Origin of the sequence: Brachybacterium vulturis, from assembly GCF_002407185.1 — a bacterium.
GTDB classification, from domain to species: Bacteria; Actinomycetota; Actinomycetes; order Actinomycetales; family Dermabacteraceae; genus Brachybacterium; species Brachybacterium vulturis.
Genome location: NZ_CP023563.1, coordinates 2,273,831 through 2,300,739, shown reverse-complemented (window position 1 = coordinate 2,300,739; position 26,909 = coordinate 2,273,831). Strand labels below are relative to the sequence as shown.

Genomic DNA, 26,909 nt, shown 5'->3' with positions numbered 1-26,909 from the left:
ATCCAGGCATGTGCGTCACGGTAGCACCGCGCGCGAGCCGGTTCGGCCCTGCTCACGATACGAACATCGTCTGCGGGGCCGGTCAGAATCCCAGCCGGCCCAGCTGCTTGGGATCGCGCTGCCAGTCCTTGGCGACCTTGATCCGCAGGTCCAGGTGCACCTTCCGGCCCAGCAGGTGGTTGATCTCGGCGCGGGCGCCGGCGCCGACCTCCCGCAGCCGGGAGCCGCCCTTGCCGATGATGATGCCCTTCTGGCTGTCGCGCTCGACGAACAGGCTCGCCCGCACCACGAGACGCCCGGTGCCGGGCTCGACCGGGGTGAACGCATCGCCGTCGGGATCCACCTCGACGACCTCCTCGACGACCACCGCGATGGAGTGCGGCAGCTCGTCGCGCACGCCCTCCAGGGCGGCCTCGCGGATCAGCTCCGAGATGCGGTCGTCGCGCGACTCCTCGGTGAGCTGATCGTCGGGGTAGAGCTGCGGGCCCTCGGGCAGCTGGGCGGAGATCACGGCCAGCAGCACGTCGACCTGGTCGCCCTTCTTCGCGGAGATCGGGACGATCTCGTCGAAGCCCATCAGCTGGTCCACCGCCATCAGGTGCGCGGCCAGCACGTCGCGGCCCACCAGATCGGTCTTGGTGACGACGGCGACCACCTTCGGGCCGCGGCGGCCGCTGCGCAGCTCCACCAGATCCTCGGCGATGAAGCGGTCGCCCGGGCCGATCTTCTGGTCGGCGGGCAGGCAGAAGCCCACCACGTCGACCTCACCGAGGGTCTCGCGCACCAGGTCGTTGAGCCGTTCGCCGAGCAGGGTGCGGGGGCGGTGCACGCCGGGGGTGTCCACCAGGATGATCTGGGCGTCGTCACGGGTGACGATGCCGCGGATCGCGCGGCGGGTGGTCTGGGGCTTGGTGGAGGTGATCGCGACCTTCTCCCCCACCAGGGCATTGGTGAGGGTGGACTTGCCGACGTTCGGCCGGCCCACCAGGGCCACGAAGCCGGAGCGGTGGGCACCCGCACCCCCGTCGTCCTCCGTCCGTCGCTCCTGGTCCTGCTCGTCGTGCTGCTGCTCAGCGGTCATCGTCGTCCTCCTGGGCATCGCCCGGCTGCTCGTCGTCCTGCGGGGCCCTGCGCACCAGCACGGTGGACAGGCGTTTGCGCCGGCCGGCACTCTTCTCGGCCTCGAGCTCGAGGCCGAGGACGATCACCTGGGTGCCGGGGATCGGCACCCGCCCGGTCGTCTTGGCCAGCAGCCCGCCGACGCTGTCGATGTCGTCGTCGTCGAGCTCGAGATCGAACAGGTCGCCGACCTCGGAGAGTCCGGCCCGGGCGGGCACCCGGTAGCGGCCCTGGCCGAGGGCCTGGATCTCCGGCTCCTGGCGGTCGTGCTCGTCGGCGATGTTGCCGACGATCTCCTCGAGGATGTCCTCGATGGTGACGATGCCGGCCACTCCCCCGTACTCGTCCACCAGCACGGTGATGTGCACGTGGCTGGTCTGCATCTGCGTGAGCACGGCGTCCGCCGCGACGAACTCGGGCGCGAAGCGTGCCGGGCGCATGATCTCGTGCACCGGGCGCTGCGGTTGCGGGTCCCACGGGGAGTGGATCGCCTGCATCACGTCCTTGACGTAGAGGATGCCGCACAGGTCATCGACGTTGTCCCCGATCACGGGGATGCGCGAGTAGCCGGAGCGGACGAACAGCTGCATCGCCGTCTCGGCGCTCGCCTCCGCGGAGAGGGTGAGCATGTCCGGCCTCGGCACCATCAGCTCGCGCACCATGGTGCCGCGGAGGTCGAAGACGCCCTGGATCATGTCCCGCTCGCCGTCGCGCACGTGCTCGTCCTCGAGCGCGCGGTCGACGTTCTTGCGGGCCTTCTCGGCACCGTCCTCGGGCTTCTCCGGCCCTCCCGAGCGGGCCTCGAGCGAGGCACCCACACTGGTCAGCGCCCCGGCGGGCACCCACAGCAGGCCCCGCACCAGGGTGACCAGCCACCGGTTGGAGATCAGCACCGACTCGGGACGGCTGCGGCCGATGGTCCGCGGCGAGATGGCGAGCACGATCAGCACCAGCAGCCCGGCGACCACGACGGTCGCGATCCCCGGCAGCACCAGGCCCGAATGGCCCAGGTGATCGCGGACGGCCACGGTCACCCCGGCCACCGCGGCGACCATCACGGTCTCCGCGAGCATCCGGCCCAGCGACACCGAGGCCAGGGTGCGGGCGGTGTCCTCCTGGTGCGCCAGCACCCGCGCACGCACGGACTCGGGCCGGGTGGACAGCGCCTTGTCCAGCACGCCGCGGGAGACGGACAGCTGCGCGGCATCGACCGCCGTGAGCACGGCGGCCACCACCCCGGAGAGCACGATCAGCGGGATCAGGACGAGCAGGGCGGGTGTCAGCACGGCGCCGTCCGGGGGGTGCGTTGCGGAAGAGTCATGAGCGGGCGGTCAGCGAGCGGTCCGCGAGGCGAGGAAGGTGAGCAGCAGCGTGCGCTGGAGATCGAACATCTCGGTGCGCTCGTCCTCCTCCATGTGGTCGTAGCCCAGCAGGTGGAGGATGGAGTGGACGGTCAGCAGCAGCATCTCCTCGACGGCGCTGTGACCGGCCTCGGCGGCCTGCGTGGTGGCGACCGCCGGGCACAGCACCACATCGCCCAGCAGGCCCTCGGGTGCGGGCTGCTGCGCGGTGCCGGGGATCAGCTCGTCCATCGGGAAGCTCATCACGTCGGTGGGGCCGGGCAGGTCCAGCCACTGCACGTGCAGCTTCTCCATCGCCTCCTCGTCGACGAACAGGATCGACATCTCGGTGGCCGGGTGCAGGTGCATCGCCTCGAAGACGAAGCGCGAGAGCTCGACGAACTCCTTCTCGTCGACGACCGCGGTGGTCTCGTTGCGGATCTCGATGGTCATGAGCGGTTCCCCTTGGTCGGGCGGTGGCGGGAGTCTCGGCTGCCCCCCGGGCGGATCTCCCAGCGGCCGTAGGCCTCGACGATGTCGCTGACCAGGCTGTGGCGCACCACGTCGCGGGAGGAGAGACGGCAGAAGGAGATGTCGTCGATGCCGGAGAGCACCTGCTCGACGATCCGCAGGCCGCTCTGCTGGGCACCGGGCAGGTCGACCTGGGTGACGTCGCCGGTGACCACCATGGTGGAGTTGAAGCCGAGACGGGTCAGGAACATCTTCATCTGCTCGGGGGTGGTGTTCTGCGCCTCGTCGAGGATGATGAAGGCGTCGTTCAGGGTGCGGCCGCGCATGTAGGCCAGCGGCGCGACCTCGATGGTGCCGGCGGCCATCAGGCGCGGGATCGACTCCGGGTCGAGCATGTCGTGCAGCGCGTCGTAGAGCGGCCGCAGGTAGGGGTCGATCTTCTCGTTGAGCCCGCCGGGCAGGAAGCCCAGCCGCTCTCCCGCCTCGACCGCGGGGCGGGTGAGGATGATGCGGTTGACCTGCTTGCTCAGCAGCTTCTGCACCGCCATCGCGACGGCGAGGTAGGTCTTGCCGGTGCCGGCCGGGCCGATCCCGAAGGTGATGGTCGAGGACTCGATCGCCTCGATGTAGCTCTTCTGGCCCATCGTCTTGGGGCGGATGGTGCGGCCCCGGGAGGACAGGATGGTGCGCGAGAGCACCTGCTCGAGCTTCCTCCCGTTCGCGCGGTCATCCCCGTAGAGGTTCGCGGCGCGCTGCACGGCCTCGACCGTGACGGCCTGGCCCGTGCTCGCCAGTTCGATCAGGGAGCGCACGATGTGCTCGCTGCGGCGCAGCGCATCCTCGGTGCCGCGCAGGGTCACCTGGTGCCCGCGCACGTGGACATCGGTGTCGGGGACCGCGTCCTCGAGGGCGGCGAGAGCCTGATCGTTCTCCCCGAGCACCTGGAAGGGGCTGAGGTGCTCGGGGATCACGAGCGTGGACTCGCCGACCTCCGGTGGCCGGCCGGGGGCCGGGGTGAGGGCGTCGGTCACAGTGCTCCTTCTGCGAGCTTCCCGCCCGCCAGGACATGCGCGTGCACATGGAACACGGACTGTCCCGCGCTCGCGCCGGTGTTGAAGATCAGGCGGAACTCGCCATCGGCCTGCTCGGCCGCCACGTCGGCGGCGACCTGTGCGGTGTGGGCCAGCAGCTCGGGGTCCTCGGCGAGCTCGGTCACATCGCGGCGGTGCGCGCGGGGGACGACGAGCACGTGCACCGGCGCCTGCGGATGCAGGTCCTTGAAGGCGATGACCCGATCATCCTCGTGGACGCGCTCGGAGGGGATCTCCCCGGCGATGATCCTGCAGAAGAGGCAGTCCGGATCGTGGCGCGGTGCGGCGGGTTCGGTGACGCTGTTTCCCATGCAGGGAGTCTACGGGAGCGAGGAACACCACCCCGGCTTGGGAACCTCAGGAAGGTATGAGAAGTTTTAATCACTATGACAAAACTTGGAATCATCCTCGCCAGTGCCCGCCCCAACCGCGTCGGAGAGAAGGTCTCCGGCTGGGTCCACGATCTCGTCCCCGCCGGCGTCGACGTGGATCTCATCGACCTGCGCGAGATCGCGCTGCCCGCGTTCGACGGCACGAGCAGCCCGAAGGCCGGCCTGCCCAAGGAGACCGACCACGCCCGCACCTGGGGTGAGCGGATCGCCGCCCTCGACGCACTGGTGATCCTCACCCCGCAGTACAACGGCTCCTACCCGGGCCACCTCAAGACCGCACTCGACTACCTCTACGAGGAGTGGAACGAGCTGCCCACCCTCCTGGTCGGCTACGGCTGGGCCTCCGCCGGTGAGGTGCTGCCGCAGCTGGAGACCCTCATGACCCGCCTCGGCGCCGACGTGATCGGCGCGATCGGCCTGGGCTTCGGCGAGGACCTCTCCGTCGAGGGTGAGCTCTTCGTCGCCGAGGAGAAGACCGTCGCGCTGCGCGAGCGGCTCACCGCGATCACGTCCGAGGTGCCTGTCAGCGTCGGCTGAGCCCACAGAGACATCGCTTCCGGCCCCGTCGAGACCCCTGGTCTCGACGGGGCCTTCATGTGCCCTTCGTCACTGTGCGAGGTGTCGATGCATCCCTGAGGGCACCAGTGCGAGCATCCTCCGCTATCTTCCGCGCCCGCTACCTGAAATCTGAATCATTTCTGGGTATTGCCCGAGAACAGAAACCCACGAGACGGCGGCCCTCCGCTCGGCGACTCAGCGCAGAGCGTGTCCAGAGTGCGGACACGCCTGCTGACGCGGGCGCACGTGTGCCTAACCGAGCGCCGCCGTTCGGTGATTTGTTCCTGATGTCCTTTTCGTCCGGTTGGGCGCAGACAAAGAATCACATTTCAGTGAATGCGCGAAGAGCATTCGCGCCCGGGATCACGAAACGCTCACGCCGGCAATCTTCGACGGGGTGCGCGCCCCTTATTGTCATCCGTCTATTTTCCAGTTATATCGCTGTGACCTGCATGGGCGGTGTGACGCGGAGCGGGCAGACGTCCTCTTGCGGGCGCCACGACTTGGAGGCACTCTTGTCCTCAGGACGGCCGCACCGGTCGAATCCAACACCCCCACCCCCATTCCTCTCAGGAGTTCACCATGCGCGCTGCCGCTTTCCTCAGCACCCTTGTCGCCCTCGCCTCCGACCGCATCGAGGCCCGCTCCGAGCGCGGCGCCACCGCCGTCGAGTACGGCCTGCTCGTCGGCCTGATCGCCGTCGTGATCATCGTTGCTGTCGCGCTGCTCGGCACTCAGCTCGAAGCCCTCTTCGGCAAGCTCACCACTGCGCTCACGGACCCGTCCGGCAAGGGTGCTGCAAGCTGACAACACCCCGCACCGGCCACGCTTCCCCTGGTCACTCCGCAGGGCGGCGCCATCCTCGGCGCCGCCCTGCGCTGTTCGGGCCCCAGTGCATCACCCACTCATCAGACCACCGCACCTCCCGAGGGACCCCCATGCGCAGACTCCGCTCCGATCGCGGTGCCGAGGCCGTCGAGTTCGCCCTCCTCGCCCCGATCCTGATCCTGCTGCTCGTGGGCATCGTCGAGTTCGGCCGGGCGTACCACGTCCAGTCGATGCTCTCCGCCGCCGCGCGCGACGGCGTGCGCGTGATGGCCCTCGAGGACGATCCGGCGGCCGCGACCGCGGTCACCGTCGCCAGCGCCTCCCCCGTGCACCTCGCTCCCGGGGACATCTCGGTCAGTCCGGTCTCCTGCCAGGACGCGTCCGCCGGCACCATCCCCACGGCCCAGGTCGTGGTGACCTACCAGTTCGAGTTCCTCGCCGGCATGCTCGGCCCGGACATCACCCTCACCGGGAAGGGGACCATGCGGTGCTTCGGATGATCAACTCCCGCCTGCGCGAAGAGCGTGGAGCCTCCTCCGCCATCGTCGCGCTCTTCATGGTGGTGATCCTGCTGGTCGCCGCCGTGGTCATCGATATCGCCGCGATGCAGCTCGAGCGCCAGCAGCTCCAGACCGGGGCCGACGCCGCCGCGCTCGCCATCGCCCAGGACTGCGCCCACGGCGACTGCGGGGACGCCGCCGCCACCGCCGAGAGCTTCGTCGGCGCCAACCGCACCTACGGCGGCGATGATGACACCCTCTCGCTCGCCGCGATCCCGGATGCGAGCTCCGGCACGGTGACGGTGCGCGCCTCGAGCCCGAGCCAGCACTTCTTCGCCCCGATCATCGGGATCGACGAGTCCGTCGTCGGCGCCTCCGCGACCGCACGCTGGGGCGCTCCCTCCGGCGGCACGCTGGATCTGCCGCTGATCTTCTCCTGGTGCGATTTCATGAACGCCACCGACCAGGGCACGCCGTCGGACACCACCACCTACACCCTCGCGCTGCCCAAGCACGGCAGCGAGGGGTGCGTGGATCAAGACGGCACCGCACTCTCCGGCGGGTTCGGCTGGTTGGATCCCGATGCCGCCAGCTGCACCCTCGACGCGACGATCTACGAGGACGAGGGCGACGCCGTCGGCTCGGACCCCGGCAGCAGCAAGCCCAAGGAGTGCGGCGCCGACGACTTCGCCGCGATCCAGGGTCGCACGATCCTGCTGCCCGTCTTCGTGGAGACCCGCGGCACCGGCAGCAACGGCGAGTACAAGATCTACGGCTTCGCCGCGTTCCGGGTCACCGGCTACGCCTTCGACAACAAGCACACCTGCTGGAACATGGCCTGCAACGGCGGGGACAAGATCCAGGGTCATCTGGTCGACTACATCGCCTACGACGGCTCCGTCGCCTATGACCCCGATGCTCCGAACCTGGGCACCGTCGTGGTGCGCCTGGTCTCCGGTCCCGAGGAGGACACCCCATGAGCCGCCGACTGCTCGCCCTCGTGGCCGCCCTCGTCCTCGCCCTGATCGGCGGCGGCCTGGTGCTCGGCATCGTCCGCACCGCGGACGAGCGTGCCGTCGCGACGCTGGATCCGGTGGAGGTGCTCGTCGTCGGCGAGGAGCCGATCGCCGAGGGCACCGCCGCCGCGGACGTCAGCCAGCTCGTCGTCCGCACGACCATCCCGGGCAGCGCCGCCGTCCCCGGCCACCTCACCGATCTCACCGAGGTGCAGGACCTGGTCACCGCCACCACCCTGCAGCCCGGTGAGCAGCTGCTCGCCGAGCGCTTCGTCGCGCCCGAGGCGCTCGATGACGCCCCGGTCCCCACCCTGCCCGAGGACAAGCACGAGGTGACGATCCCCCTCGAGGGCCATCGGGCGCTCGGCGGCCGCATCACTCCCGGGGAGACCGTCGGCGTGGTGCTCTCCTTCGACGACTCCACTACCCGCCTCGATCTCCACCAGGTCCTGGTCACCAGCGTGCAGGGTGCCCCGATGCCCGTCCCGGCGCCGGCGGAGGACCCGGAGGCTGAGACCGATCCCGAGGCGGAGCCGACCACCGACGCCCCGGAGGCACCCGCATCGGACCCGGTGCCCGAGAACTCGCTGCTGGTCTCCCTCGCCCTGGACACCGAAGACGTCGAGGAGCTGGTCTACGCCGCCGAGTTCGGCACCATCTGGCTGACCCGAGAGGGCGAGGCCGTGCCGGACGGCCCGACCGCCGTCGTCTCCCCCGAGGACTTCGCACCGGATGAGAGGAACGACGGATGACCCGCGTCCTGCTGGCCCCGGCCTCCCCGCTGGTGGAGTCCCTCGTGCGAGAGGCGACCGGCGGCGGGCACCTCGCGCTGCCTCCGGGTCCGTTGGCGACCGACGCGAACCAGCTGTTCGCGTTCGTCGCGGCCACCGGCCTGCCCGACGTCGTGGTCGTGGACACCACCACCGTCGGCATCGAGCCGGCGCTCGCGCTCTCGGCCAGCATCGACCACTGGTTCCCCGGCATCACCACCGTGCTGTTCAGCGACCGTGCCGTCGAGCTGGGGCTCGCGGCCCTGCGCGTCGGCGTGCGGGACATCCTGCCGCTCGAGGTCACCGCGGACCGGGTGCGCATCGTCTTCGACCGAGCGGGGGCCGCCGCCCGGGCGCGCCGCATCGCTCACCTGCCCCAGTCCGCGGCCGCGCCGCAGCCCGCCGCCCCCGCGGACCGGCACGGACAGGTGATCAGCGTCCTGTCACCCAAGGGCGGGGCCGGGCGCACCAGCATCGCCACCAATCTCGCCCTGGGACTGGTGCGCACCACCGCGATGCCGACCGTGCTGGTGGATCTCGACCTCCAGTTCGGGGACGTCGCCCTGACCCTGGACCTCGCCCCCGAGTACGGGCTGCCCGACGCCATCAGCGGGCGGGGCACCCTGGACAGCATGCTGCTGAAGACGTTCCTCACCAAGCATTCCTCGGGCCTGTACGTGCTGCCCGGGGCGAGCGCCCCCGAGGCGGCCGACGCCGTGCGCGCCGAGGACATCGGCCAGCTGCTCACCGTGCTCGCCGGCGAGTTCCGCTACGTCGTGGTCGATACCGCCGCCGGGCTCACCGAGCACACCCTCGCGGCGGTCGAGAAGAGTCACGACCTGGTGTTCGTCGCCCCGTCCGATGTGCCCGGCCTGCGCGCGCTGCGCACCGGGATGCAGACGCTGGTGGCGCTGGACCTGATGAGCTCGACCCGGCACGTGGTCCACAACGACGCCCACCGCCGCACCGGGCTGACCCGCTCCGACGTGGAATCCACCCTGGAGCACGAGGTCCACGTCGAGATCCCCCGCAGCTGGGGCATGATCGCGGCGATGAACCAGGGTGCTCCCCTGCTGCTGGGGCGCTCCAGCGACCCGGCCGCCAAGGCGCTGCAGCAGCTGGTACGGCGCTTCGTGCCCGCTCCGACCCGCACCGGGAGGCCCCGTTGATGAAGCTCTCCGACCGTCTGCGCGCCGCTCGCGGCGAGGCCCCGCGGCACCCGGACGACTCGCCCGACCCCACGGCCGAGGGCGCTGCGCAGCCTGCGACCCCGTCGGCTCCGCAGCGTCCTGCCCCGTCCGCCGCGCAGGACGCCCCGGCACCGCACCCGGCGCCGGAGGCGGCCGACGGCATGGCGGCCCCCGCCCCCTCGGCACCCGCAGCGACGCCCGGTGCGTCGGCCGCGTCCGAGCAGTCCTCGGCCGCCACCGCAGCGCAGGCCACCGCGCCGGCCGCACCCGTGGCCGACTCGAGCCCAGAGACTCCGCGGGGCCAGGCCATCGGCGCGCCCGACCCGCTGCTGCGCCTGAAGTCCCGCGCCACCCAGAACCTGTTCGACCGCATGGGCTCCCGGATGACCGACCCCACCCTCAGCGAGGACCAGCTGCACGATCTGGTGCGGCGCGAGCTGAACGCGGTGGTCGAGGACCTCGCGGTGCCGCTGAGCGGTGAGCAGCGCAAGCGCCTCATGCACGCCGTGCTCGACGACGTCCTCGGCTACGGGCCGCTCGAGCTGCTGCTGTCTGATCCGGACGTCACCGAGATCATGGTCAACGGACCGGACATGGTCTACGTGGAGCGCGGCGGCAAGCTCACTCTCAGCGGCACCATCTTCACCTCCGAGGAGCATCTGCGCCGCGTCATCGAGCGGATCGTCTCCCGGGTGGGTCGTCGCATCGACGAGTCCTCCCCGCTGGTCGATGCGCGCCTGGCCGACGGCTCCCGCGTCAACGCGGTGATCCCGCCGCTGGCCTTCAACGGCTCCTCGCTGACGATCCGCAAGTTCTCCCGCGACCCCCTGACCGTCACCGACCTCCTCGGCTTCGGCACCCTGAGCCCGGAGATGGCGCAGCTGCTGCACGCCTGCGTGCGGGCCCGGCTGAACATCATCGTCTCCGGCGGAACCGGCACCGGCAAGACCACCCTGCTGAACGTGCTGAGCTCCTTCATCCCCACCGACGAGCGGATCATCACCATCGAGGACGCGGTCGAGCTGCAGCTGCAGCAGGACCACGTGGTGCGGCTGGAGTCCCGCCCGCCGAACATGGAGGGCAAGGGCGAGGTCACCATCCGCGACCTGGTGCGCAACTCGCTGCGCATGCGCCCGGATCGGGTGGTGGTCGGCGAGGTCCGCGGCGGCGAGACCCTCGACATGCTGCAGGCGATGAACACCGGGCACGACGGCTCGCTGTCCACCGTGCACGCGAACTCCCCTCGTGACGCGATCGCACGGCTCGAGACCCTGGTGCTGATGTCCGGGCTGGACCTGCCGCTGCGCGCCATCCGTGAGCAGATCGCCTCCGCCGTGGACGTGGTGGTCCAGCTGACCCGACTGCGCGACGGCACCCGCCGCATCACCGCGGTCACCGAGGTGCAGGGCATGGAGGGCCAGACCGTCACCCTGCAGGACGCCTTCGTCTTCGACTACTCTGCGGGCGTGGATCCCTCCGGCCGGTTCCTGGGCAGCTCCGTCTCCACCGGGGTGCGGCCGCGCTTCGTCGAGCGCTTCAAGGACCTCGGCATCGACCTGCCGCCCAGCGTGTTCGCCACTCCCGCCGAGCGGGCGGGGCGCCGATGAGCGCCCTCGTCGCCGCGGTGCTGCTGGCCATCGCCCTGGGTCTGGCGGGCTTCGCCCTGCTGGCGCCCGGCCCGCCCCGCCTCTCGGCGTCCCGGCGCCGGCCTGCGGACGTCCCGCAGGAGAGCCTGCTCTCCCGCGCGGCGAACGCGCTCACCGCAGTGATCGCCGCCGTGCTGCGCCGCCGCGGGCAGCGCACCGGGATGACGATGATGGAGGAGGCCGGGCTCGCGATGCGCTCTCAGGACTTCGTGTTCCTGGTGATCATCGCCATGATCGTGCTCGGCGGAGCCGCCCTGGTGGCCGCCGGGCCGCTGCTGGCGCTGCTGGTCGCCGTGGTGGTGCCGGTCCTCGCCTGGGTGATGCTGGGAGTCCTCGCCGGGCGCCGCCGCAAGGCCTTCGCCGACCAGCTCGAGGAGACCCTGCAGCAGATGGCCAGCGGGCTGCGCGCCGGGCACAGCATGCTCACCTCGATCGCCTCGGTCACCGAGGAATCGGACTCCCCCACCCGTGAGGAGTACGCCCGCATCCTCAACGAGACCCGGGTGGGCCGCGACGTCGGCACCGCCCTGTCGGAGACGGCCGCCCGGATGCAGTGCCAGGACTTCGAGTGGGTGGCCCAGGCCATCGCCATCAACCGCGAGGTGGGCGGCAACCTCGCCGACGTCCTCGACGGCGTGGGCGACACCATCCGCGAGCGCGGCCAGATCCGTCGCCAGGTCGAGGCGCTCGCCGCCGAGGGCAAGCTCTCCGCCGTCATCCTGATGGCGCTGCCCTTCGGCGTCGGCGGGTTCCTGATGCTCACCAATCCCGACTACCTGCGCCCCTTCATCGAGAATCCCCTGGGCTGGATCCTCCTCGGCGTGAGCACGGTGATGCTGATCGTCGGCGGTCTCGTGATGCGCAGCACCGTGCGCGTGGTGTTCTGAGCCGAGATGACGATGACAGCGCTCCTCGCCGCCCTCCTCCTCGCCACCGCCTGCGCGCTGGCGGCCCTCGCCCTCGCCACACCCGCGATCAACGCGCGCCGCGTGCGGGCCCGGCTGCAGCCGCAGATCAGCGCCCCCTCCCGGCCGACGGAGCAGGAGGGCGAGGACCAGCCCGGTCTCCTCACGCGGCTCGCGCTGCGACTGATGCTGCCGCCGAGCCGGCAGCTGCTGCAGCGGCTGATCGGGCGCGCCGGGCATCCCGACGGCTGGACGATGGAGAAGTCGGCGCTGCTCAAGCTCGGCCTGCCGCTGGTGCTCGGCCTGCTGCTGCTCCTGGTGCTCTCGGGCGCCCCGAGCCCGCTGCTGTTCCTGATCGGGATCGTGGTGCTGCTGGTCTCCTACGTCGTGCCCGAGCTGCTGCTGTACAGCCGCGGCATCGAGCGGGCCGAGCAGATCACGCTCGAACTCGCCGACACCCTGGACCAGATGCTGATCTCCGTCGAGGCGGGGCTCGGCTTCGACGCCGCGATGGAGCGCGCCGGCCGCAACGGCAAGGGCCCGCTGGCCGAGGAGCTGGTGCGTACCCTGCAGGACATGCAGATGGGCCACTCCCGCCGCGAGGCCTACACCTCCCTGGGCGATCGCACCGATGTGCCGGACCTGCGCCGCTTCACCCGCGCCGTGATCCAGGCGGACAAGCACGGCGTGGGCATCGCGGGCGTGCTGCACACCCAGGCCGACGAGATGCGCCTGAAGCGCCGCCAACGGGCCGAGCACAAGGCGATGCAGGTGCCGGTGAAGGTGATCTTCCCACTGATGCTGTTCATCCTGCCGGTGCTGTTCATCGTGATCATGGGCCCGCTGGCGATCGATCTGGTCTCCGGCGGGGTGCTCTGAGATGGCGGCCCTGGCGCAGGAGGCTCCGGGGATCGCGGCCGCCCTGCTGGCGGGGCTCCTGGCCGGACTCGCCGCCGTGCTGCTGACGGGGCGCCTGCGTGCGGTGACCGAGCAGCCCTCCGGGCTCTACCGCCACCATGTGCACGTTCCCCTGGCCGCGCTGCTGGGCGCCGGGGCGGGCGTGCTCGCTCCCAGCTGGCTGCTGGTGCTGCCGGCCGTGGTGCTCGCCGTGGCATGCGCGCTGCTGGTGGTGGTCGACCTCGCCGAGCACCGGCTGCCGAACCGACTGCTCGCCCTCGCCTACCCGTCGCTGCTCATCTCCCTGCTGCCGGCGGCGCTGCTCGGCCCGGACTGGGCGCTGCTGGGCCGGGCACTGCTGGCCGGGATGGTCGTGATGGTCGTGTACCTGGTCCTGGCCCTGATCTCCCCCGCCGGGCTCGGGATGGGGGACGTGAAGTTCTCGGGCCTGCTGGGACTCGCGCTCGGCTGGGCCGGGTGGCAGTCCGTGATACTGGGCGTGCTCGCCGCTTTCGTGCTCAACGCCGTGATCGCGCTGCTGGTGATGGTGGTCCGCCGGGACCGTCGCGGCGAGGTGCCCTTCGGCCCGGCGATGGTGGCCGGGACCGCGCTCGCGCTCGCGGTCACCTGAGCGGCTCGTCCCTCACCAGTTCGTCGCTCAGCCCCAGCTCTCCCGCTGATCTCCTCCCGGCTCGTCCCTCGCCGGTTCGTCGCTCAGCCCCAGCGACCCACCAGAGCGCTGAGCACCGCGATCGCGGCGGGTCCCGCAGTCGAGGAGCGCAGCACCTCGGGCCCCAGCAGCACGGAACGAGCCCCTGCCTCGCGCAGCTGCTCGAGCTCCGCAGTGTCGATCCCGCCCTCGGGGCCGACGATCACCAGGATCTCCTCGACCCCGTCCTCGCTCGCCGAGCGCAGCTGAGCGGCGAGGCTCATCACACCCACGGATTCCTGCTCGTGCAGCACCAGCACCAGGGCGCCGTCGGCCGCTCGTCCTTCCAGGTCGGCGACCAGCTGCGCGGTGGTGACCGGTTCGCCGACCGCCGGGATCCCCGGCCGGCGGCACTGCTTCACCGCTGCGCGCACGGTCGCCTCCCACTTGGCGCGGCCCTTGCGCAGCTTCTCCCCGCGCCAGACGGACACCGAGCGCCGCGCGATCCACGGCACCACGGCGTCGACGCCGAGCTCGGTGGCCGATTCGACGGCCTGCTCGTCACGGCCTCCGGTGGCCAGGGCCTGCACCAGGGTGAGGCGCGGCAGGCGCTGCACGGCGGGCGTGGGATCCGCGAGCAGGCGCAGGTCCAGCGCCTCCTTGCGAGCGGCGGTCACCTCGGCGAGGACCTGACGGCCCGGGGCATCGGTGAGCAGCACCTGCTCCCCCACCCCGATCCGGGCGACCTTCGCGGCATGGCGGCCCTCATCGCCCGCCAGCTCCAGCGAGTCACCGGCGACGGCGGAGGCCAGCGCCTCATCGAGGATGAGGAAGCCCGGCGGCGTGGTGGGCATCAGGTGCTCTCCGGTCGTCTCAGATGCAGGTCGGGCTCAGAACTCGCGCAGGCGCTCGCGGAGCTTCGCGAACGGTCCCCGCTGCCCCTTGGAGCGGCGGGTGGTCTCGTCCCCGCGCAGCGCGGCCAGCTGCTCCAGCAGGTCCCGCTCCTCGTCGGTGAGCGAGGAGGGCACGTCCACATCGAGCACCACGCGGATGTCGCCGCGCCGCTCACGGCGCAGCGGCGTCACACCGAGCCCCTTGAGGGTGATCTCCTCGCCGGGCTGGGAGCCGGGGCGCACGTCCAGCTCCTGCTCGCCGTCGAAGGTGTCCAACGGGATGGTGGCGCCGAGCGCGGCGGTGGTCATGGGCACCGCGATGGTGGTCACCAGATCGTCGCCGTGGCGATCGAACATCTCATGGTCGGTGACGGTGAGCTCGACGAAGAGATCGCCCGAGGGACCGCCGGCCTCGCCGGTCTCGCCCTCGCCGCGCAGCTGGATGCGGGTGCCGTTCTCCACGCCGGAGGGGATGCGGACGGTCACGCTGCGCTCGGTGGCGGTGCGGCCGTGGCCGGAGCACTCGGTGCAGGGGCTCTCGATGACGTCGCCGTGGCCGTCGCAGGTGGGGCACGGCGCCATGGTGACCATCTGGCCCAGCAGCGACTGGGCGACCCGCTGCACATGGCCCGAGCCGGAGCAGGCGGTGCAGCGCGTGGGGCTGGTGCCCGGCTCGCAGCAGGAGCCGGAGCAGCGCTCGCACAGCACGGCGGTGCGGAAGGTGACCTCCTCCTCGGTGCCGAAGACGACGTCGCGCAGCTCGATCCGGACCCGGCGCAGCACATCCCCGCCGCGGCGCTGGCGCGGCACGGGGCCCTGGCTGCGGCCGCGCATCCCGGAGGCGCCGGCGAACATGTCGAAGATGTCGTTGAAGTCGAAACCGGCCCCGCCGCCGCCGGGGAATCCGCCCATGCCCGGGCCGCCGCCCATGTCGTACTGACGGCGCTTGTCCGCATTGGCGAGGGTCTCGTAGGCCTGGGAGACCCGTTTGAACTTCTCGGCGGCCTCCGGATCCGGGTTCACGTCCGGATGCAGGGTGCGGGCGAGCTTGCGGTACGCCTTCTTGATCTCGTCGGTCGATGCCTCGCGGGAGACGCCGAGCAGGTCGTAGTAGTCCTCGTTCACAGGGGTGGATTCCTTCGCAGGGAGTCGGGGTGGCCGGGCCGCAGCGAGCGGCGGGCGGAGACAGGGGTCGAGCGGGGCGGGCCCGGTGGACCCACGGCGCTCCTATTCGAGGTAGCGGGAGACGTAGCGGGCGATGGCCTGGACCGTGGAGATGCCGGTGACGTAGTCCATCCGGCGGGGGCCGAGGATCGCCAGATGGGATCCCGCCCCGTAGCCGGCGCCGACCACGGCGGTGGAGTGCAGGGCACGGTCCTCGAGCTCCGAGCCGATGCGCACCTCGACGGCCCCCGGGGAGACGTGCATCGCGGTGAACAGGCGCAGCAGCACCAGCTGCTCCTCGAGCACGTCCAGCAGCGGTTCGACATCGCGGGCGAAGTCCTGCGCGGAGCGGGCGATGTTCGAGGTGCCGGCCATCATGATGCGGTCCTCGGCGCGGTTCGCGGCCAGGGCCACGAGGCTCTCGGCCACCTCGGCGGCGGCCGCGCGCTCGGGCGGCGACAGCGACTCGAGGTACTCGCCCAGCGGCACCGTGAGATCGGTGACCTCCCGGCCAGCGACGACCCGGTTCAGATGGTCGCGCAGGACCGCGTAGTACTCCGCCGGCCTGCCCGCCATGACCGGGACGGTGCGCTGGTCCACCCGCCCGGACTCCAGGATCAGCACCACCAGGAGCAGGGAGTCGGCCACCTTGACCAGTTCGACGTGGCGGATCCTCGCCTGCCGGCGCGCGGGGTACTGCACCATGGCGACCTGCTGTGTGAGCTGTGCGAGCAGACGCACGGTGCGGGCCAGCAGGTCCTCGACGTCGCCGGCGTCCTCGAGCAGGGCACGGATCGCCCGACGCTCGGGGGCCGACAGCGGCTTGATGGTGGCCACGTGGTCGACGAAGGCGCGGTAGCCCTTGTCGGTGGGGACCCTGCCGGCGGAGGTGTGGGGCTGATGGATCAGCCCCTCCTCCTCCAGCAGCGACATGTCGTTGCGCACGGTCGCGGCGGACACGCCGAGCTCGTGCCGCTCCAGCAGCGACTTGGAGCCGACGGGCTCGCGGGTGGCGACGTAGTCCTCGACGATCGCGCCGAGGATATGGAGCTTGCGGTCCTCCGTCTCCCTCACCTCCTGCGCTGCGTGCTGTCGTCTCATGGTCGGGGCGGATGCGTGTCCGGTACGGTCGGTGTCCGGAAACGTGGCCGGTCCAGACTGGCACTCTGCCGTGCCAAGTGCCAATCGTACGCCGCCCCGGCGCGCTGCGCAGGGAGGCGTTCGCCACGGGTGTACGGTGTCGCGCGTGCCTGCGAACTTCCCCGACCGGTACGGCCGCGACGTGCTGTCCGCCGGTCCCCCCGCCCACCATCGTCGCCGTCCCGTCGCCCAGGAGGTCCCCGCTCGACGGGACCTGGTCGTCGAGGAGGCCTCGACCGGTTTCACCGGTGCCATCACCCGGGTCGAGAAGATCGCGGGCGAGCTGGTGGTCGAGCTCGAGAACGGCCGCGGCACGCGCCGCACGTTCCCGCTCGGACCCGGATTCATGATCGACGGGAAGCCCGTGGTGCTCCACCGCCCCCTCGCCGCGGCCCCGACCGGCCCGGTGCGCCGGCGCTCGGCCTCGGGCTCGGTCTACGTCGAGGGCGCGCAGGCCCGCACCGCGCGCGCCTCCCGGATCTGGGTCGAGGGCACCCATGACGCCGAACTGGTGCAGAAGGTCTGGGGCCATGACCTGCGCATCGAGGGGATCGTCGTCGAGCAGCTCGAGGGCGCGGACAACCTCGCCGAGCGAGTGCGCGAGTTCGGCCCCGCGCCGGATCGACGGCTCGGGATCCTCGTGGATCACCTGGTGAAGGGCTCGAAGGAGTCCCGCATCGCCGCCGAGGTGAGGGCTCTGCCGGGGGCCCGCGGCAACGTCACCGTGCTCGGCCACCCCTACGTCGACGTGTGGCAGGCGGTCAAGCCCGCGCGGGTGGGTCTGCGCGAGTGGCCGCACGTCCCCAAGGGCACGGACATCAAGGTCGGCTCCCTCGCGGCGCTCGGCTGGCCGCGCGCCGACAAGGCCGACATCGGCCTGGGCTGGAAGCGGATCCTGTCGACCGTGCGCTCCTATGCGGACGTCGAGCCGACCCTCTCGGGCCGCATCGAGGAGCTCATCGACTTCGTGACCGTCGACCCGTCCTGACCGTCGACCCGTCCTGACCGTCGCAGGCCCCCTGTCTGGGGGCTATCCCCCACACGATCCGGCGGTTCGCCACGGTGACGACGCCGCGGATGCTCTCTAGGCTGGATCCATCAGCCCGCCGCCGGCTCCCTGCCGGCCCGTGACGAAGAAGGAATCATGAGCCAGACACCGCACCCCCACGATCCGTATGCCGCCGAGCCCGGCGGTCCGGACGCCCCGCGGCCCCCGCAGGCGGAGCAGGGCGCTCCGACCTCCGATCCGAACCTCCATCCGCACGATCCCTACGCCTACGACGCCGACGCCGACGCCGCGAGGAACCACCCCCTGGACATCGACGCCGCCCCGGCCTCGCAGCCGGCACCGCAGGCTCCGGCGCAGCAGCCGTCCCCGGGCGGGCAGGCTCCGTACGCCGCACCGGCTCCGCACGCCCAGCAGGCACCCCATGGCCAGCAGGCACCCTACGGCTCCGGGCCGGCAGCGCAGGGCGAGAACCTGCCGCCGGCCGGCACCCCGGGGATCTACGACGGGCCGCTGACCGGGCAGGCCGTGAGCCAGTCGGACTCGCGCCTGTGGGCGACGATCGCCCAGGCCGCGGTCGCCGTCGGGCACGTGGTCAGCTGGGGCTTCCTCGGCTGGGTGGGCCCGCTGGTCGTCTACCTGATGTACAAGGACCGGGACCGCTTCGTGCGCTTCCACTCCGCCGAGGCGCTGAACGGTGCGATCGCGGTGTTCGCCGCCCAGATCGTCCTGACCATCGTGATCACCATCCTGACCATCTTCACCTTCGGGATCGCCACGATCCTGTACCCGCTGGTCGGTCTGCCGGCCCTGGTGCAGCTGGTGTTCTCGATCATCGGCGCGGTCAAGGCGAACCGGGGCGAGTACTGGAACTACCCGGTCAACCTCCGTCTGGTGAAGTGAGCGTCGCGGCCTCCGCCGCCCGCTGACCGTGCACGCCCCTGAGATCGCTCGCCGATCTCGGGGGCGTTCTCACATCCAGTTCACGCCCTCGTCCTCGAACTCGCGCAGGCGATGGGTGATCATACGGCGCAGCAGCGGCACCGGCACCGGGGCGACATAGGGCAGCTTGACGCTCCCCTTGCCCGTCTCGAAGGCGGCCAGCTCCTCGGCGAAGGCCTCGCGCGTGCTGGGGGTGAACGTGACGTTCGCGTGGCGACGGTGCGCACTGCAGACGAACAGGATGGTGCCCCGCGGATGCACGAAGGCCGGGGCGCCCCACTTCATGGCCTCGTCCGCCTCGGGCACGGTCTCCCGGGCCACGGCCCGCAGCTCCCGCATCCGCGCAGCGGCAGGCTCATCGAGCCGCGCGATGTACTCGTCGATCGTGGCAGGCTTCGCAGCAGCGGTCATGGTCCCAGTCTGCCCCGAGCCGTCAGGGCACCAGGTCCCGGATCACCGCGTCGGCCAGCAGACGCCCGCTGCGGGTCAGCACCGCCCGGCCGGCCTCGAGGGCGGCGGGCTCGAGGTGCCCGCGGTCGCGGTGCACGGCGAGCATCCGCCGGCGGTCGACCGGGACCACCTCGACGGCGAGGCCGTCGGCGATCCGCAGCTCGAGCATGATCCGCTCGACCAGCCGGTCCTCGGCGGTGACCTGCTCGGAGTCCGCCACCGGCATCTCCCCCGCGGCGAGCATCCTCGCGTAGCGGCTGGGGTGCTTCACGTTCCAGGCACGCAGTCCGTCGCGGTGGCGGTGGGCGCCGGGTCCGATCCCCCACCAGTCGGTGCCGCGCCAGTAGGCGAGGTTGTGGCGGGAGCGCTGGGCCGGGGTGCGGGACCAGTTGGAGACCTCGTACCAGGACAGCCCGTCGGCCCTCGCGAGATCGTCGACGAGCTCGTACTTGTCGGCCATGTCGTCGGGATCGGGGGCCGTGAGCTCGCCGCGGCGCAGCTGCCGGGCCATCGCCGTGTTGCCCTCGATGATCAGCGAGTACGCGGACATGTGGTCGACTCCGCAGGCCAGCGCCGACGTCACGGACGTCTCGACGTCGGCGATCGTCTCGCCCGGGGTGCCGTAGATGAGGTCGAGGCTGACATCCAGGCCGGCCTCGCGCGCCCAGGCCACGGCCTGCGGCACCTTCTCGGGGTCGTGGGTGCGGTCCAGGGTGGCGAGCACCGAGGGCACGGCGGACTGCATGCCGAAGGAGACTCGGGTGATGCCGCCGGCGGCGAGCCGGGAGAGCGAGGCGCGGGTCACCGAGTCGGGGTTCGCCTCGGTGGTGACCTCGGCGTCGTCCGCGAGCGGGAGCAGGGTGCGCAGGTGCTCGAGCATCGCGACCAGATCGTCCGCAGGCAGCAGCGTGGGGGTGCCGCCGCCGAAGAACACGGTGGAGACCTGCCGGTAGTCGTAGCCGGCCGCGCGGTCCGCGGCGAGGGTCAGGTCCATCTCGGTCATGGCGTTGTGCGCGTACTCCGCCTGGGACCCGCCACCGCCGAGCTCGGTGGCGGTGTAGGTGTTGAAGTCGCAGTACCCGCAGCGCACGGCGCAGAAGGGGACGTGGATGTAGACCGACAGGTCACCGTCTGCGGGGCGCACCGTGCTCACAGGCCCATCCCCAGTCCGAGCCCGCGGCCGGTGGAGCGCAGCGCGGCAGGGAAGTCAGGGTGCTCCCCCGCCCGGGACAGCACCGTGAGCGCGGACTGTGCCAGCGAGTCGTAGAGCACGGTGCCGGTCTCCTCTGCCCAGTCCAGCAGGGCGCGGGCCTGCTCCGCGGTCAGGCCGCGGAAGGCGTCCGCGATGGTCACGCCGTGGGCGGGGCGTGCCAGGACCTCGATCGCATCGCCCGCGGTCACCTCACCGTCGGTGAGGACGCGGAAGTAGGCGCCGCAACGGCCCTGAGCGGTGAAGGTGCGGCCCCAGCGCCGGTCCCCCATCCTCGCGGAGAAGGTGCCGCATGGGGTCCGGGGGCAGGTGGCCTCGATCTCGGCGCCGCCGATCCGCCAGCGCTCGCCGATGACCGTCTCGTCGGTGTCGTGGTCGACCGTCACCAGGTTCTCGCCGAAGAACCCGTCCGGCAGCTCCTGCCCGGCCAGGTCGACGAAGGCCTCGCGGACCTCCCGGGAGAAGGCGTAGACGGCCTTGAAGATCCCGCCGTGGTGCTCGCGGTCCCCCTGGACATCACCGAGCACGCCGTGGGTGAGCAGCCGGACCGGCCCGGGGGCCGGTCGCTTGTCGATCCCGCTCATGAGGCCGCTGGCCGGGACCGGGAACAGCTCGGCGACGGTGCACACCGCGGCGATCCGTCCGGTGGCGGCCGGATCGAACGCCACCTCGAGGGTGCTGGGTGCGCTGGTCATCTCGGGGCTCCTCCCGCGGCGTCGGGCCGTCGCCCGGGCGTCACTTCTTCTTGCTGTCCTTGGGCATATCGCCCTCGTCGGAGGAGAGCGCGGCGATGAACGCTTCCTGCGGGACCTCGACGGAGCCGATGTTCTTCATGCGCTTCTTGCCCTCCTTCTGCTTCTCGAGCAGCTTGCGCTTGCGGGAGATGTCGCCGCCGTAGCACTTGGACAGCACGTCCTTGCGCATCGCGCGGATGTTCTCGCGGGCGATGATGCGGGCGCCGATGGCGGCCTGGATCGGCACCTCGAACTGCTGGCGCGGGATGAGCTTCTTGAGCTTCCCGGCCATCTCGACGCCGTAGTTGTACGCCTTGTCGCGGTGCACGATGGCGCTGAAGGCGTCCACCGGCTCACCCTGCAGCAGCATGTCGACCTTGACCAGGTCGGCGACCTGGGAGCCGGAGACGTCGTAGTCCAGCGAGGCGTAGCCGCGGGTCTTGGACTTCAGCTGATCGAAGAAGTCGAAGACGATCTCGGCCAGCGGCAGGGTGTAGCGCAGCTCGACGCGGTCCTCGCTGAGGTAGTCCATGCCGCCGAGGTTGCCGCGCTTGGACTGGCACAGCTCCATGACGGCGCCGATGAATTCGCTGGGCACCAGGATGGTGGCCTTGGTGATCGGTTCGGTGATGGAGTCGACCTTGCCGGCCGGGAAGTCGGAGGGGTTCATCACCTCGACCTCGGTGCCGTCCTCCATCGTCACCTGGTAGACGACGCTGGGCGCGGTGGAGATCAGTTCGAGGTTGAACTCGCGCTCGAGCCGCTCGCGGACGATCTCCAGGTGCAGCAGGCCCAGGAAGCCCACGCGGAAGCCGAAGCCGAGGGCGGTGGAGGTCTCGGGCTCGTAGTTCAGGGAGGCGTCGTTGAGCTTGAGCTTGTCCAGCGCATCGCGCAGGACCGGGTAGTCGGAGCCGTCGATCGGGAACAGCCCGGAGTACACCATCGGCTTGGGCTCGGAGTAGCCGGCCAGGGGCTGCTGGGCGCCGCGGATCGAGGTGGTGATGGTGTCGCCGACCTTGGACTGGCGCACGTCCTTCACGCCGGTGATCAGATAGCCCACCTCACCGGGGCCGATGCCCGGGGTGGGGTGGGGCTCGGGGGAGCTGACCCCGATCTCGAGCAGTTCGTGGTGCGCGCCGGTGGACATCATGTCGATGCGGTCGCGGGACTTCAGGGAGCCGTCGAACACGCGGATGTAGGTGACCACGCCGCGATAGGTGTCGTAGACGGAGTCGAAGATCATCGCGCGGCACGGGGCCTCGACCTCGCCGTGCGGGGCGGGCAGGGTCTCCACGACGTGGTCCAGCAGCTCGGGCACACCCACCCCGGTCTTGCCGGAGACGCGCAGCACGTCGTCGGGGTCCACGCCCACCAGCTGACCGATCTCGGCGGCGTACTTCTCCGGCTCCGCGCCGGGCAGGTCGATCTTGTTCAGCACCGGGATGATGGTGAGGTCGTGCTCCATCGCCAGGTACAGGTTCGCCAGCGTCTGCGCCTCGATGCCCTGCGCGGCGTCGACCAGCAGGATCGCGCCCTCGCAGGCGGCGAGGGAGCGGGAGACCTCGTAGGTGAAGTCGACGTGGCCGGGGGTGTCGATCATGTTCAGGGCGTAGTTCACGCCGTCGACCTGCCACGGCATGCGCACGGCCTGGCTCTTGACGGTGATGCCGCGCTCGCGCTCGATGTCCATCCGGTCGAGGTACTGGGCGCGCATCGCGCGCTCCTCGACGATCCCGGTGATCTGCAGCATCCGGTCGGCCAGGGTGGACTTGCCGTGGTCGATGTGCGCGATGATGCAGAAGTTGCGCAGGCGCTCCTGGGGTGTCGACGCGGGCAGGATGTCCCGGGCCTCATCGACAGCGATCCTCGGGCTCACCGGCATACGTCCTCTCCTGGGTTCGTGGTCGGGCGCAGCAGCGCCCGGGCATCGGCCCATCGTCTCATGGGAGCCGCCCTCGGCCCGCTCCCCGCCGCGCGCGAGGACAGAGGTCACAGGGAGACCTCAGCCCCCGTCCACGACCTGCCCGCCCCGGGGCAGCCCGTCGGGCAGCGTGAAGGGCACGGCGCGGGCGACCGACGGGTCCGCCGCGCTCATCGCCTGCAGGTGGAGGTGGGGCTCGGTGCTGTTGCCGGAATTGCCGCAGCTGCCGAGGGGCGCTCCGACGCGGATCTCCTGCCCCGGACGCACGGTGACGCTCCCTCGACGGAGGTGGCACAGCGCCACGTACACCTCGGTGCCCCGGTGGCGGGCGCGCAGGATCACGTGGTTCCCCGCGAGCGCCGTCCATCCCGCCGCGGCCCGGCGTCGCTGGGTGAGGGCAAAGCCGATCGAGGGGAGCCCCCGGCCGGCGTGGTGATCGTCCAGGCTGTCGAGGAGGCTGTGGATCACGCCGTCCACGGGGCTCAGCGCCTCCCGCCCGAATCCGGGGAAGGCCTCGGGCGGCTCGGGCAGCACCAGGCTCCTGAGGCCGAAGGGCGCGGTGCGGCCGTGCTCGTCGACCGGGACGAGATCGATCGAGTGGGCGAGGGCGAACTGCGCGGTCCCATGGCTCGGCACGCGATCCGCCGGAGAGTTCTGGACCTTCCACCGCCCGCGGAACGGGAGTGCGAGCACGAGCGGGCCCCCGCTGCTCATCCGCCGAGAGCTCAGTGCGCCGGGTGGAAGTAGGTGGTGCCCAGTGCCCGGGTGACGGCGCCGGTGACCATCTGCAGCTGCTCCATCTCCTCGTCGAAGTCGGCGATGATGTCGTCCAGCGCACGGAACCGCAGGCTGGCCAGGGCGCGGCCGACGATCCTCCGGCCGGGTTCGGCCGCGCCGAGGCGGTCGAAGCTGTTGCCGTGGAGCTTGGCGAGGGTCTCGAGCGCCTCGTCGAGCTCGCTGAGACAGTGCACCGCCGAACGGGGGAAGATCGAGTCCAGCAGCAGGAACTCGATCGCCCGGTAGGAGCGGACGCGTCCCCGGTAGGTGCGGATATATGCCTCGTGCGCGCTGCACGACCGCAGCAGCATCACGGTCCCTGCGGAGGAGGAGTCCTCCAGGTCGTGGTCCTGCAGGTTGCGGGCCAGCATGTCGACCCGTTCGAGCAGCTGCCCGATGCGCAGGAACAGCCAGGCCTCGTCACGGGTCATCGACGAATCCACCAGGCCATTGACCACGGCGCAGCGGTCCTTGGCGAACTGGAAGGCGCCGTGCATGCGGGAGGGGCGCACCCCGCGCGGCAGCCCGAGCGTGGTGGTGTTCAGCGATTCCCACACCTCGGTCGAGAGCGCCTCGCGCACGCCTCGGGCGTTCTCCCGTGCGGTGAGCAGCGCACCGGCCACGGACGACGGGTTCATCCGGTCGGTGACCAGGCGGTCCAGCACCCGCTGGACCGTGCAGTCCTCGTCCTGGACCTGCTCCACCCCGAAGATCTGGTAGACGGCGGCGCAGGCCGCGGGGAGGTCCTCCGGGGTGTCCTCGGTGATGGTCTGCAGCGTCACGTCGAGGATCCGGGCGGTCTGGTCGGCGCGTTCGACGTACCGACCGATCCAGAACATCGCGTCGGCGATCCTACTGAGCATCATGGGGTGCCTCCTCGACGTCGATGATCGGGATCGCGGAGGTGACCGGGTCGGGCTCGGGTGCCCGCTCCTCGACCGGTTCCTCGCGCACGTCCTCGAACTCGTCGTAGCTGTCGTCGGTGGGGTCCTCGATCCCCTCGTCGCGGGTCTCCTGCGTCTGCGAGGACGAGGAGGCCGGGCCGGTGTCGGCGCTGCGCTCCGCGGCGAGCACCCAGGTGTCCTTCGAGCCGCCGCCGCGGGAGGAGTTCACGATCATCTCGCCGCGGGGCAGCGCGACCCGGGTGAGCCCGCCGGGCAGCACCCAGACATCGTCGCCGCTGTTCAGCGCGAAGGGGCGCAGGTCGACATGACGCGGCTCGGGCCCTTCTTCGACCAGGGTCGGGATCGTGGACAGCTGCACCACGGGTTGGGCGATCCAGCCGCGAGGATCGGCCTGCAGCCGCGCCCGCAGCTCGTCGAGCTCCTCGGTGGTGGCCGCGGGGCCGATGACGATGCCCTTGCCGCCGGAGCCGTCGACGGGCTTGACCACCAGCTCCTCGAGCCGTTCCAGCACCTCCGCCCGGGACTCCGGCTCCTCCAGGCGCCAGGTGTCGACGTTGGGCAGGATCGGCTCCTCGGCCAGGTAGTAGCGGATCAGATCGGGCACATAGGTGTAGGTGAGCTTGTCGTCCCCGATGCCGTTGCCGATGCCGTTGGCGACCACCACGTTGCCGGCGAGGACCGCGCGCACCAGACCGGGCACGCCCAGCATCGAGTCCGGACGGAACACCTCGGGGTCGATGAAGTCGTCATCGGTGCGCTTGTAGATCACGTCCACCCGCCGCAGCCCGGCGGTGGTGCGCATGTAGATGCGCTCGTTGCGCTCGACCAGGTCGGAGGCCTCGACGAGGTCCACGCCCATGGTGCGGGCCAGCAGGGAGTGCTCGAAGTAGGCGCTGTTGAAGCGGCCCGGGGTGAGCACCACCACCGTGGCCTCCTCGTCGGCGATGTCCGGCGCGGCGGCCTGCAGTGCGGCCAGCAGCCGTCCCGGGTACTCGCCGACGCGGCGGACCGGCCGGTCGGCGAACAGCTCCGGGAAGCCCTGCGCCATGGCGCGACGGTTCGAGAGCACGTAGCTGACCCCGCTGGGCGTGCGCACGTTGTCCTCCAGCACCCGGAACTCCCCGTCCCCGTCACGCACCAGGTCGATGCCGGAGATGTGGATCCGCACCCCGTTGGGCGGGGTGTAGCCGCGCATCTGATCGACCACGTAGGTCGAGGAGGTGACCAGCTCCGCGGGGATCACCCCGTCGGCGATCGCCGACTGGTCGTTGTAGAGGTCGTCGAGGAAGCGCTCGAGGGCCCGCACCCGCTGGGAGATGCCTGCGGAGACGCGCGCCCATTCCTCGGCCGCGATCACCCGCGGGATCGCGTCGATCGGGAAGGGACGCTCCTCTCCCGCATGGTCGAAGGTGATGCCCTGGTCGAGGTAGCTGCGGGCCAGCGACTCCGAGCGGGAGCGGAACTCCTCGGGTCCGAGTCCGGCCAGCGCGTCGTGCAGGGCGCGATAGGTGGGCCGCACCGTGCCGTCGGGCGCGAACATCTCGTCGCCTCCGGCACCGGTGCGGGCGCTGTGGAACAGCGAGGTGGCAGACATGCCTACCATTCTCGCACCACCCCTGCCCCGTGTGGCGCGGAACGCCCCGGAAGCGAGCACCATGTCCCTGATCCCCCGATTCCTCCGCACCGCCCTGCGCTCCCCCGCCGCCCGCCGCGGCGTGCGGGACCTCGGTCGTGCCGCGCTCCGCGCGGTGAGGCGGAGCGCGCAGGACGACCAGCGGCCGCACGGCGCCTCCGCAGCCGATACCGGCCTCGGCGAGGGCTCCCCCGCTCTCGCCGACCGCCGCACCGGTGGCCCGCCGGCCCTCGCCTATGCGCCGCATGCCGACGGCCGCCCCGATCCGGGCGAGGTCGTCTGGTCCTGGGTGCCCTTCGAGGAGGACATCACCCAGGGCAAGGACCGCCCCGTGCTGGTGATCGCGGAGGAGGACGCCGGTCGGGGCGGCTCCGACGGCTCCGGCACGGTCCTGGTCGCGCTCATGCTCACCTCCCGCGATCGCACCGCGCCGGGCATGACCGTCACGGACCAGCACGGCTCGACCTGGGTGGACATCGGCGCCGGGGACTGGGACCGCCGGGGGCGCCCTTCCGAGGTGCGCGCCGACCGGCTGCTGCGGCTGTCGCCCGAGGCGGTGCGCCGCGAGGGCGGGCGCCTGGACCGACAGCGGTACGACCGGGTGGCCGCCGCGGTGCGGGAGGTGCACGGCTGGTGACGGCTCACCGCCGCTGCGGGCTCACCGCCCGGGTGCGACCCGTCCGGGCGAGCACCGGCGCACGAGACGCGGCGCACACCCGATGCGGTGCGGGGCCTCTGCTCTGGTAATGTTCTGCACCGTAT

The 26,909-nt window shown here is 71.3% G+C and carries 28 protein-coding genes; 13 read left to right on the top strand and 15 right to left on the bottom strand.

Features of this window, described 5'->3' with window-relative positions; all coding sequences use genetic code 11:
* Positions 1 to 82 precede the first annotated feature (82 nt).
* The 5 genes from era to CFK38_RS10295 are packed head-to-tail and all read right to left on the bottom strand — an operon-like array spanning position 83 to position 4,332.
* Positions 83 to 1,081: a GTPase Era gene (gene era / locus CFK38_RS10315; RefSeq protein WP_245850983.1), complete on the bottom strand. Its 999-nt coding sequence runs from the start codon at positions 1,079 to 1,081 to the stop codon at positions 83 to 85.
* Positions 1,071 to 2,405, bottom strand: coding sequence for a hemolysin family protein (locus tag CFK38_RS10310; protein ID WP_096802992.1), 1,335 nt, complete (start codon positions 2,403 to 2,405; stop codon positions 1,071 to 1,073). Before CFK38_RS10310 ends, era begins: the two co-directional genes overlap by 11 nt.
* Before the next feature lie 45 nt (positions 2,406 to 2,450).
* Positions 2,451 to 2,912: an rRNA maturation RNase YbeY gene (ybeY, locus tag CFK38_RS10305; protein WP_096802991.1), complete on the bottom strand. Its 462-nt coding sequence runs from the start codon at positions 2,910 to 2,912 to the stop codon at positions 2,451 to 2,453.
* Positions 2,909 to 3,961: a PhoH family protein gene (locus CFK38_RS10300; RefSeq protein ID WP_096802990.1), complete on the bottom strand. Its 1,053-nt coding sequence runs from the start codon at positions 3,959 to 3,961 to the stop codon at positions 2,909 to 2,911. Before CFK38_RS10300 ends, ybeY begins: the two co-directional genes overlap by 4 nt.
* On the bottom strand, positions 3,958 to 4,332 hold the full coding sequence (locus CFK38_RS10295) for a histidine triad nucleotide-binding protein (protein WP_096802989.1): 375 nt from the start codon (positions 4,330 to 4,332) through the stop codon (positions 3,958 to 3,960). Before CFK38_RS10295 ends, CFK38_RS10300 begins: the two co-directional genes overlap by 4 nt.
* A gap of 75 nt (positions 4,333 to 4,407) precedes the next feature.
* Between CFK38_RS10295 and CFK38_RS10290 the strand changes: the two genes are divergently transcribed.
* The 10 genes from CFK38_RS10290 (at position 4,408) to CFK38_RS10245 (ending at position 13,354) form a co-directional block, all read left to right on the top strand.
* Positions 4,408 to 4,950: an NADPH-dependent FMN reductase gene (locus CFK38_RS10290; RefSeq protein WP_096802988.1), complete on the top strand. Its 543-nt coding sequence runs from the start codon at positions 4,408 to 4,410 to the stop codon at positions 4,948 to 4,950.
* Between the two features lie 603 nt (positions 4,951 to 5,553).
* Complete coding sequence (locus CFK38_RS10285; RefSeq protein WP_096802987.1) at positions 5,554 to 5,778, top strand: Flp family type IVb pilin; 225 nt, start codon at positions 5,554 to 5,556, stop codon at positions 5,776 to 5,778.
* A gap of 131 nt (positions 5,779 to 5,909) precedes the next feature.
* On the top strand, positions 5,910 to 6,299 hold the full coding sequence (locus CFK38_RS10280) for a TadE/TadG family type IV pilus assembly protein (protein ID WP_096802986.1): 390 nt from the start codon (positions 5,910 to 5,912) through the stop codon (positions 6,297 to 6,299).
* Positions 6,296 to 7,279 (top strand): pilus assembly protein TadG-related protein, encoded by a 984-nt coding sequence (locus CFK38_RS10275; RefSeq protein WP_096802985.1) that lies wholly within the window; start codon positions 6,296 to 6,298, stop codon positions 7,277 to 7,279. The genes CFK38_RS10280 and CFK38_RS10275 overlap by 4 nt, the downstream gene beginning before the upstream one ends.
* Positions 7,276 to 8,067: an RcpC/CpaB family pilus assembly protein gene (locus CFK38_RS10270; RefSeq protein WP_096802984.1), complete on the top strand. Its 792-nt coding sequence runs from the start codon at positions 7,276 to 7,278 to the stop codon at positions 8,065 to 8,067. Before CFK38_RS10275 ends, CFK38_RS10270 begins: the two co-directional genes overlap by 4 nt.
* Positions 8,064 to 9,254 carry a CpaE/TadZ family protein gene (locus CFK38_RS10265; protein ID WP_096802983.1) on the top strand — a complete coding sequence of 397 codons (1,191 nt, stop codon included), beginning with the start codon at positions 8,064 to 8,066 and terminating at the stop codon, positions 9,252 to 9,254. Before CFK38_RS10270 ends, CFK38_RS10265 begins: the two co-directional genes overlap by 4 nt.
* A gap of 182 nt (positions 9,255 to 9,436) precedes the next feature.
* Positions 9,437 to 10,882: a TadA family conjugal transfer-associated ATPase gene (locus CFK38_RS10260; RefSeq protein ID WP_096804310.1), complete on the top strand. Its 1,446-nt coding sequence runs from the start codon at positions 9,437 to 9,439 to the stop codon at positions 10,880 to 10,882.
* Entirely contained in the window at positions 10,879 to 11,808 is a 930-nt protein-coding gene (locus tag CFK38_RS10255; protein ID WP_096802982.1) for a type II secretion system F family protein, read from the top strand. The genes CFK38_RS10260 and CFK38_RS10255 overlap by 4 nt, the downstream gene beginning before the upstream one ends.
* A gap of 6 nt (positions 11,809 to 11,814) precedes the next feature.
* Positions 11,815 to 12,705: a type II secretion system F family protein gene (locus CFK38_RS10250; RefSeq protein ID WP_096802981.1), complete on the top strand. Its 891-nt coding sequence runs from the start codon at positions 11,815 to 11,817 to the stop codon at positions 12,703 to 12,705.
* Between the two features lies 1 nt (position 12,706).
* Positions 12,707 to 13,354, top strand: a complete 648-nt coding sequence (locus CFK38_RS10245; protein ID WP_096802980.1) for a prepilin peptidase — start codon at positions 12,707 to 12,709, stop codon at positions 13,352 to 13,354.
* Positions 13,355 to 13,437: 83 nt separating this feature from the next.
* Here CFK38_RS10245 and CFK38_RS10240 read toward each other — a convergent pair whose 3' ends face one another.
* From CFK38_RS10240 to hrcA, 3 genes are all read right to left on the bottom strand, one after another.
* Positions 13,438 to 14,226, bottom strand: a complete 789-nt coding sequence (locus tag CFK38_RS10240; RefSeq protein WP_096802979.1) for a 16S rRNA (uracil(1498)-N(3))-methyltransferase — start codon at positions 14,224 to 14,226, stop codon at positions 13,438 to 13,440.
* Positions 14,227 to 14,262: 36 nt separating this feature from the next.
* Positions 14,263 to 15,390, bottom strand: a complete 1,128-nt coding sequence (gene dnaJ, locus CFK38_RS10235; RefSeq protein WP_096802978.1) for a molecular chaperone DnaJ — start codon at positions 15,388 to 15,390, stop codon at positions 14,263 to 14,265.
* Between the two features lie 102 nt (positions 15,391 to 15,492).
* Positions 15,493 to 16,530, bottom strand: coding sequence for a heat-inducible transcriptional repressor HrcA (gene hrcA, locus CFK38_RS10230; RefSeq protein WP_157773440.1), 1,038 nt, complete (start codon positions 16,528 to 16,530; stop codon positions 15,493 to 15,495).
* Positions 16,531 to 16,675: 145 nt separating this feature from the next.
* On the opposite strand from hrcA, the gene CFK38_RS10225 reads away from it, so the two are divergent.
* Entirely contained in the window at positions 16,676 to 17,557 is an 882-nt protein-coding gene (locus tag CFK38_RS10225) for a DUF3097 domain-containing protein (protein WP_096802976.1), read from the top strand.
* 156 nt (positions 17,558 to 17,713) lie between these two features.
* Complete coding sequence (locus CFK38_RS10220; protein WP_096802975.1) at positions 17,714 to 18,478, top strand: DUF4870 domain-containing protein; 765 nt, start codon at positions 17,714 to 17,716, stop codon at positions 18,476 to 18,478.
* A 69-nt stretch (positions 18,479 to 18,547) separates the two neighbouring features.
* On the opposite strand, the gene CFK38_RS10215 is transcribed toward CFK38_RS10220, so the two are convergent.
* From CFK38_RS10215 to CFK38_RS10185, 7 genes are all read right to left on the bottom strand, one after another.
* The gene (locus CFK38_RS10215; protein ID WP_096802974.1) at positions 18,548 to 18,928 is read right to left on the bottom strand and encodes an iron chaperone; all 381 of its coding nucleotides are present in this window, start codon (positions 18,926 to 18,928) and stop codon (positions 18,548 to 18,550) included.
* Positions 18,929 to 18,950: 22 nt separating this feature from the next.
* Positions 18,951 to 20,120 (bottom strand): radical SAM family heme chaperone HemW, encoded by a 1,170-nt coding sequence (gene hemW, locus CFK38_RS10210; protein ID WP_096802973.1) that lies wholly within the window; start codon positions 20,118 to 20,120, stop codon positions 18,951 to 18,953.
* A complete protein-coding gene (locus CFK38_RS10205) occupies positions 20,117 to 20,872 on the bottom strand; it encodes an MOSC domain-containing protein (protein ID WP_096802972.1) in 756 nt (251 codons plus the stop codon). The genes hemW and CFK38_RS10205 overlap by 4 nt, the downstream gene beginning before the upstream one ends.
* Before the next feature lie 40 nt (positions 20,873 to 20,912).
* Complete coding sequence (lepA, locus tag CFK38_RS10200) at positions 20,913 to 22,793, bottom strand: translation elongation factor 4 (RefSeq protein WP_096802971.1); 1,881 nt, start codon at positions 22,791 to 22,793, stop codon at positions 20,913 to 20,915.
* Positions 22,794 to 22,913: 120 nt separating this feature from the next.
* Positions 22,914 to 23,546 (bottom strand): M23 family metallopeptidase, encoded by a 633-nt coding sequence (locus CFK38_RS10195; RefSeq protein ID WP_096802970.1) that lies wholly within the window; start codon positions 23,544 to 23,546, stop codon positions 22,914 to 22,916.
* Between the two features lie 11 nt (positions 23,547 to 23,557).
* Positions 23,558 to 24,475 (bottom strand): alpha-E domain-containing protein, encoded by a 918-nt coding sequence (locus CFK38_RS10190; protein WP_245850979.1) that lies wholly within the window; start codon positions 24,473 to 24,475, stop codon positions 23,558 to 23,560.
* Positions 24,462 to 26,108, bottom strand: a complete 1,647-nt coding sequence (locus CFK38_RS10185; RefSeq protein WP_157773439.1) for a circularly permuted type 2 ATP-grasp protein — start codon at positions 26,106 to 26,108, stop codon at positions 24,462 to 24,464. Before CFK38_RS10185 ends, CFK38_RS10190 begins: the two co-directional genes overlap by 14 nt.
* On the opposite strand from CFK38_RS10185, the gene CFK38_RS10180 reads away from it, so the two are divergent.
* Positions 26,107 to 26,784 (top strand): type II toxin-antitoxin system PemK/MazF family toxin, encoded by a 678-nt coding sequence (locus tag CFK38_RS10180; RefSeq protein WP_338025005.1) that lies wholly within the window; start codon positions 26,107 to 26,109, stop codon positions 26,782 to 26,784. The two genes, CFK38_RS10185 and CFK38_RS10180, sit on opposite strands and share 2 nt — an antisense overlap.
* The last annotated feature ends 125 nt before the right edge of the window (positions 26,785 to 26,909 follow it).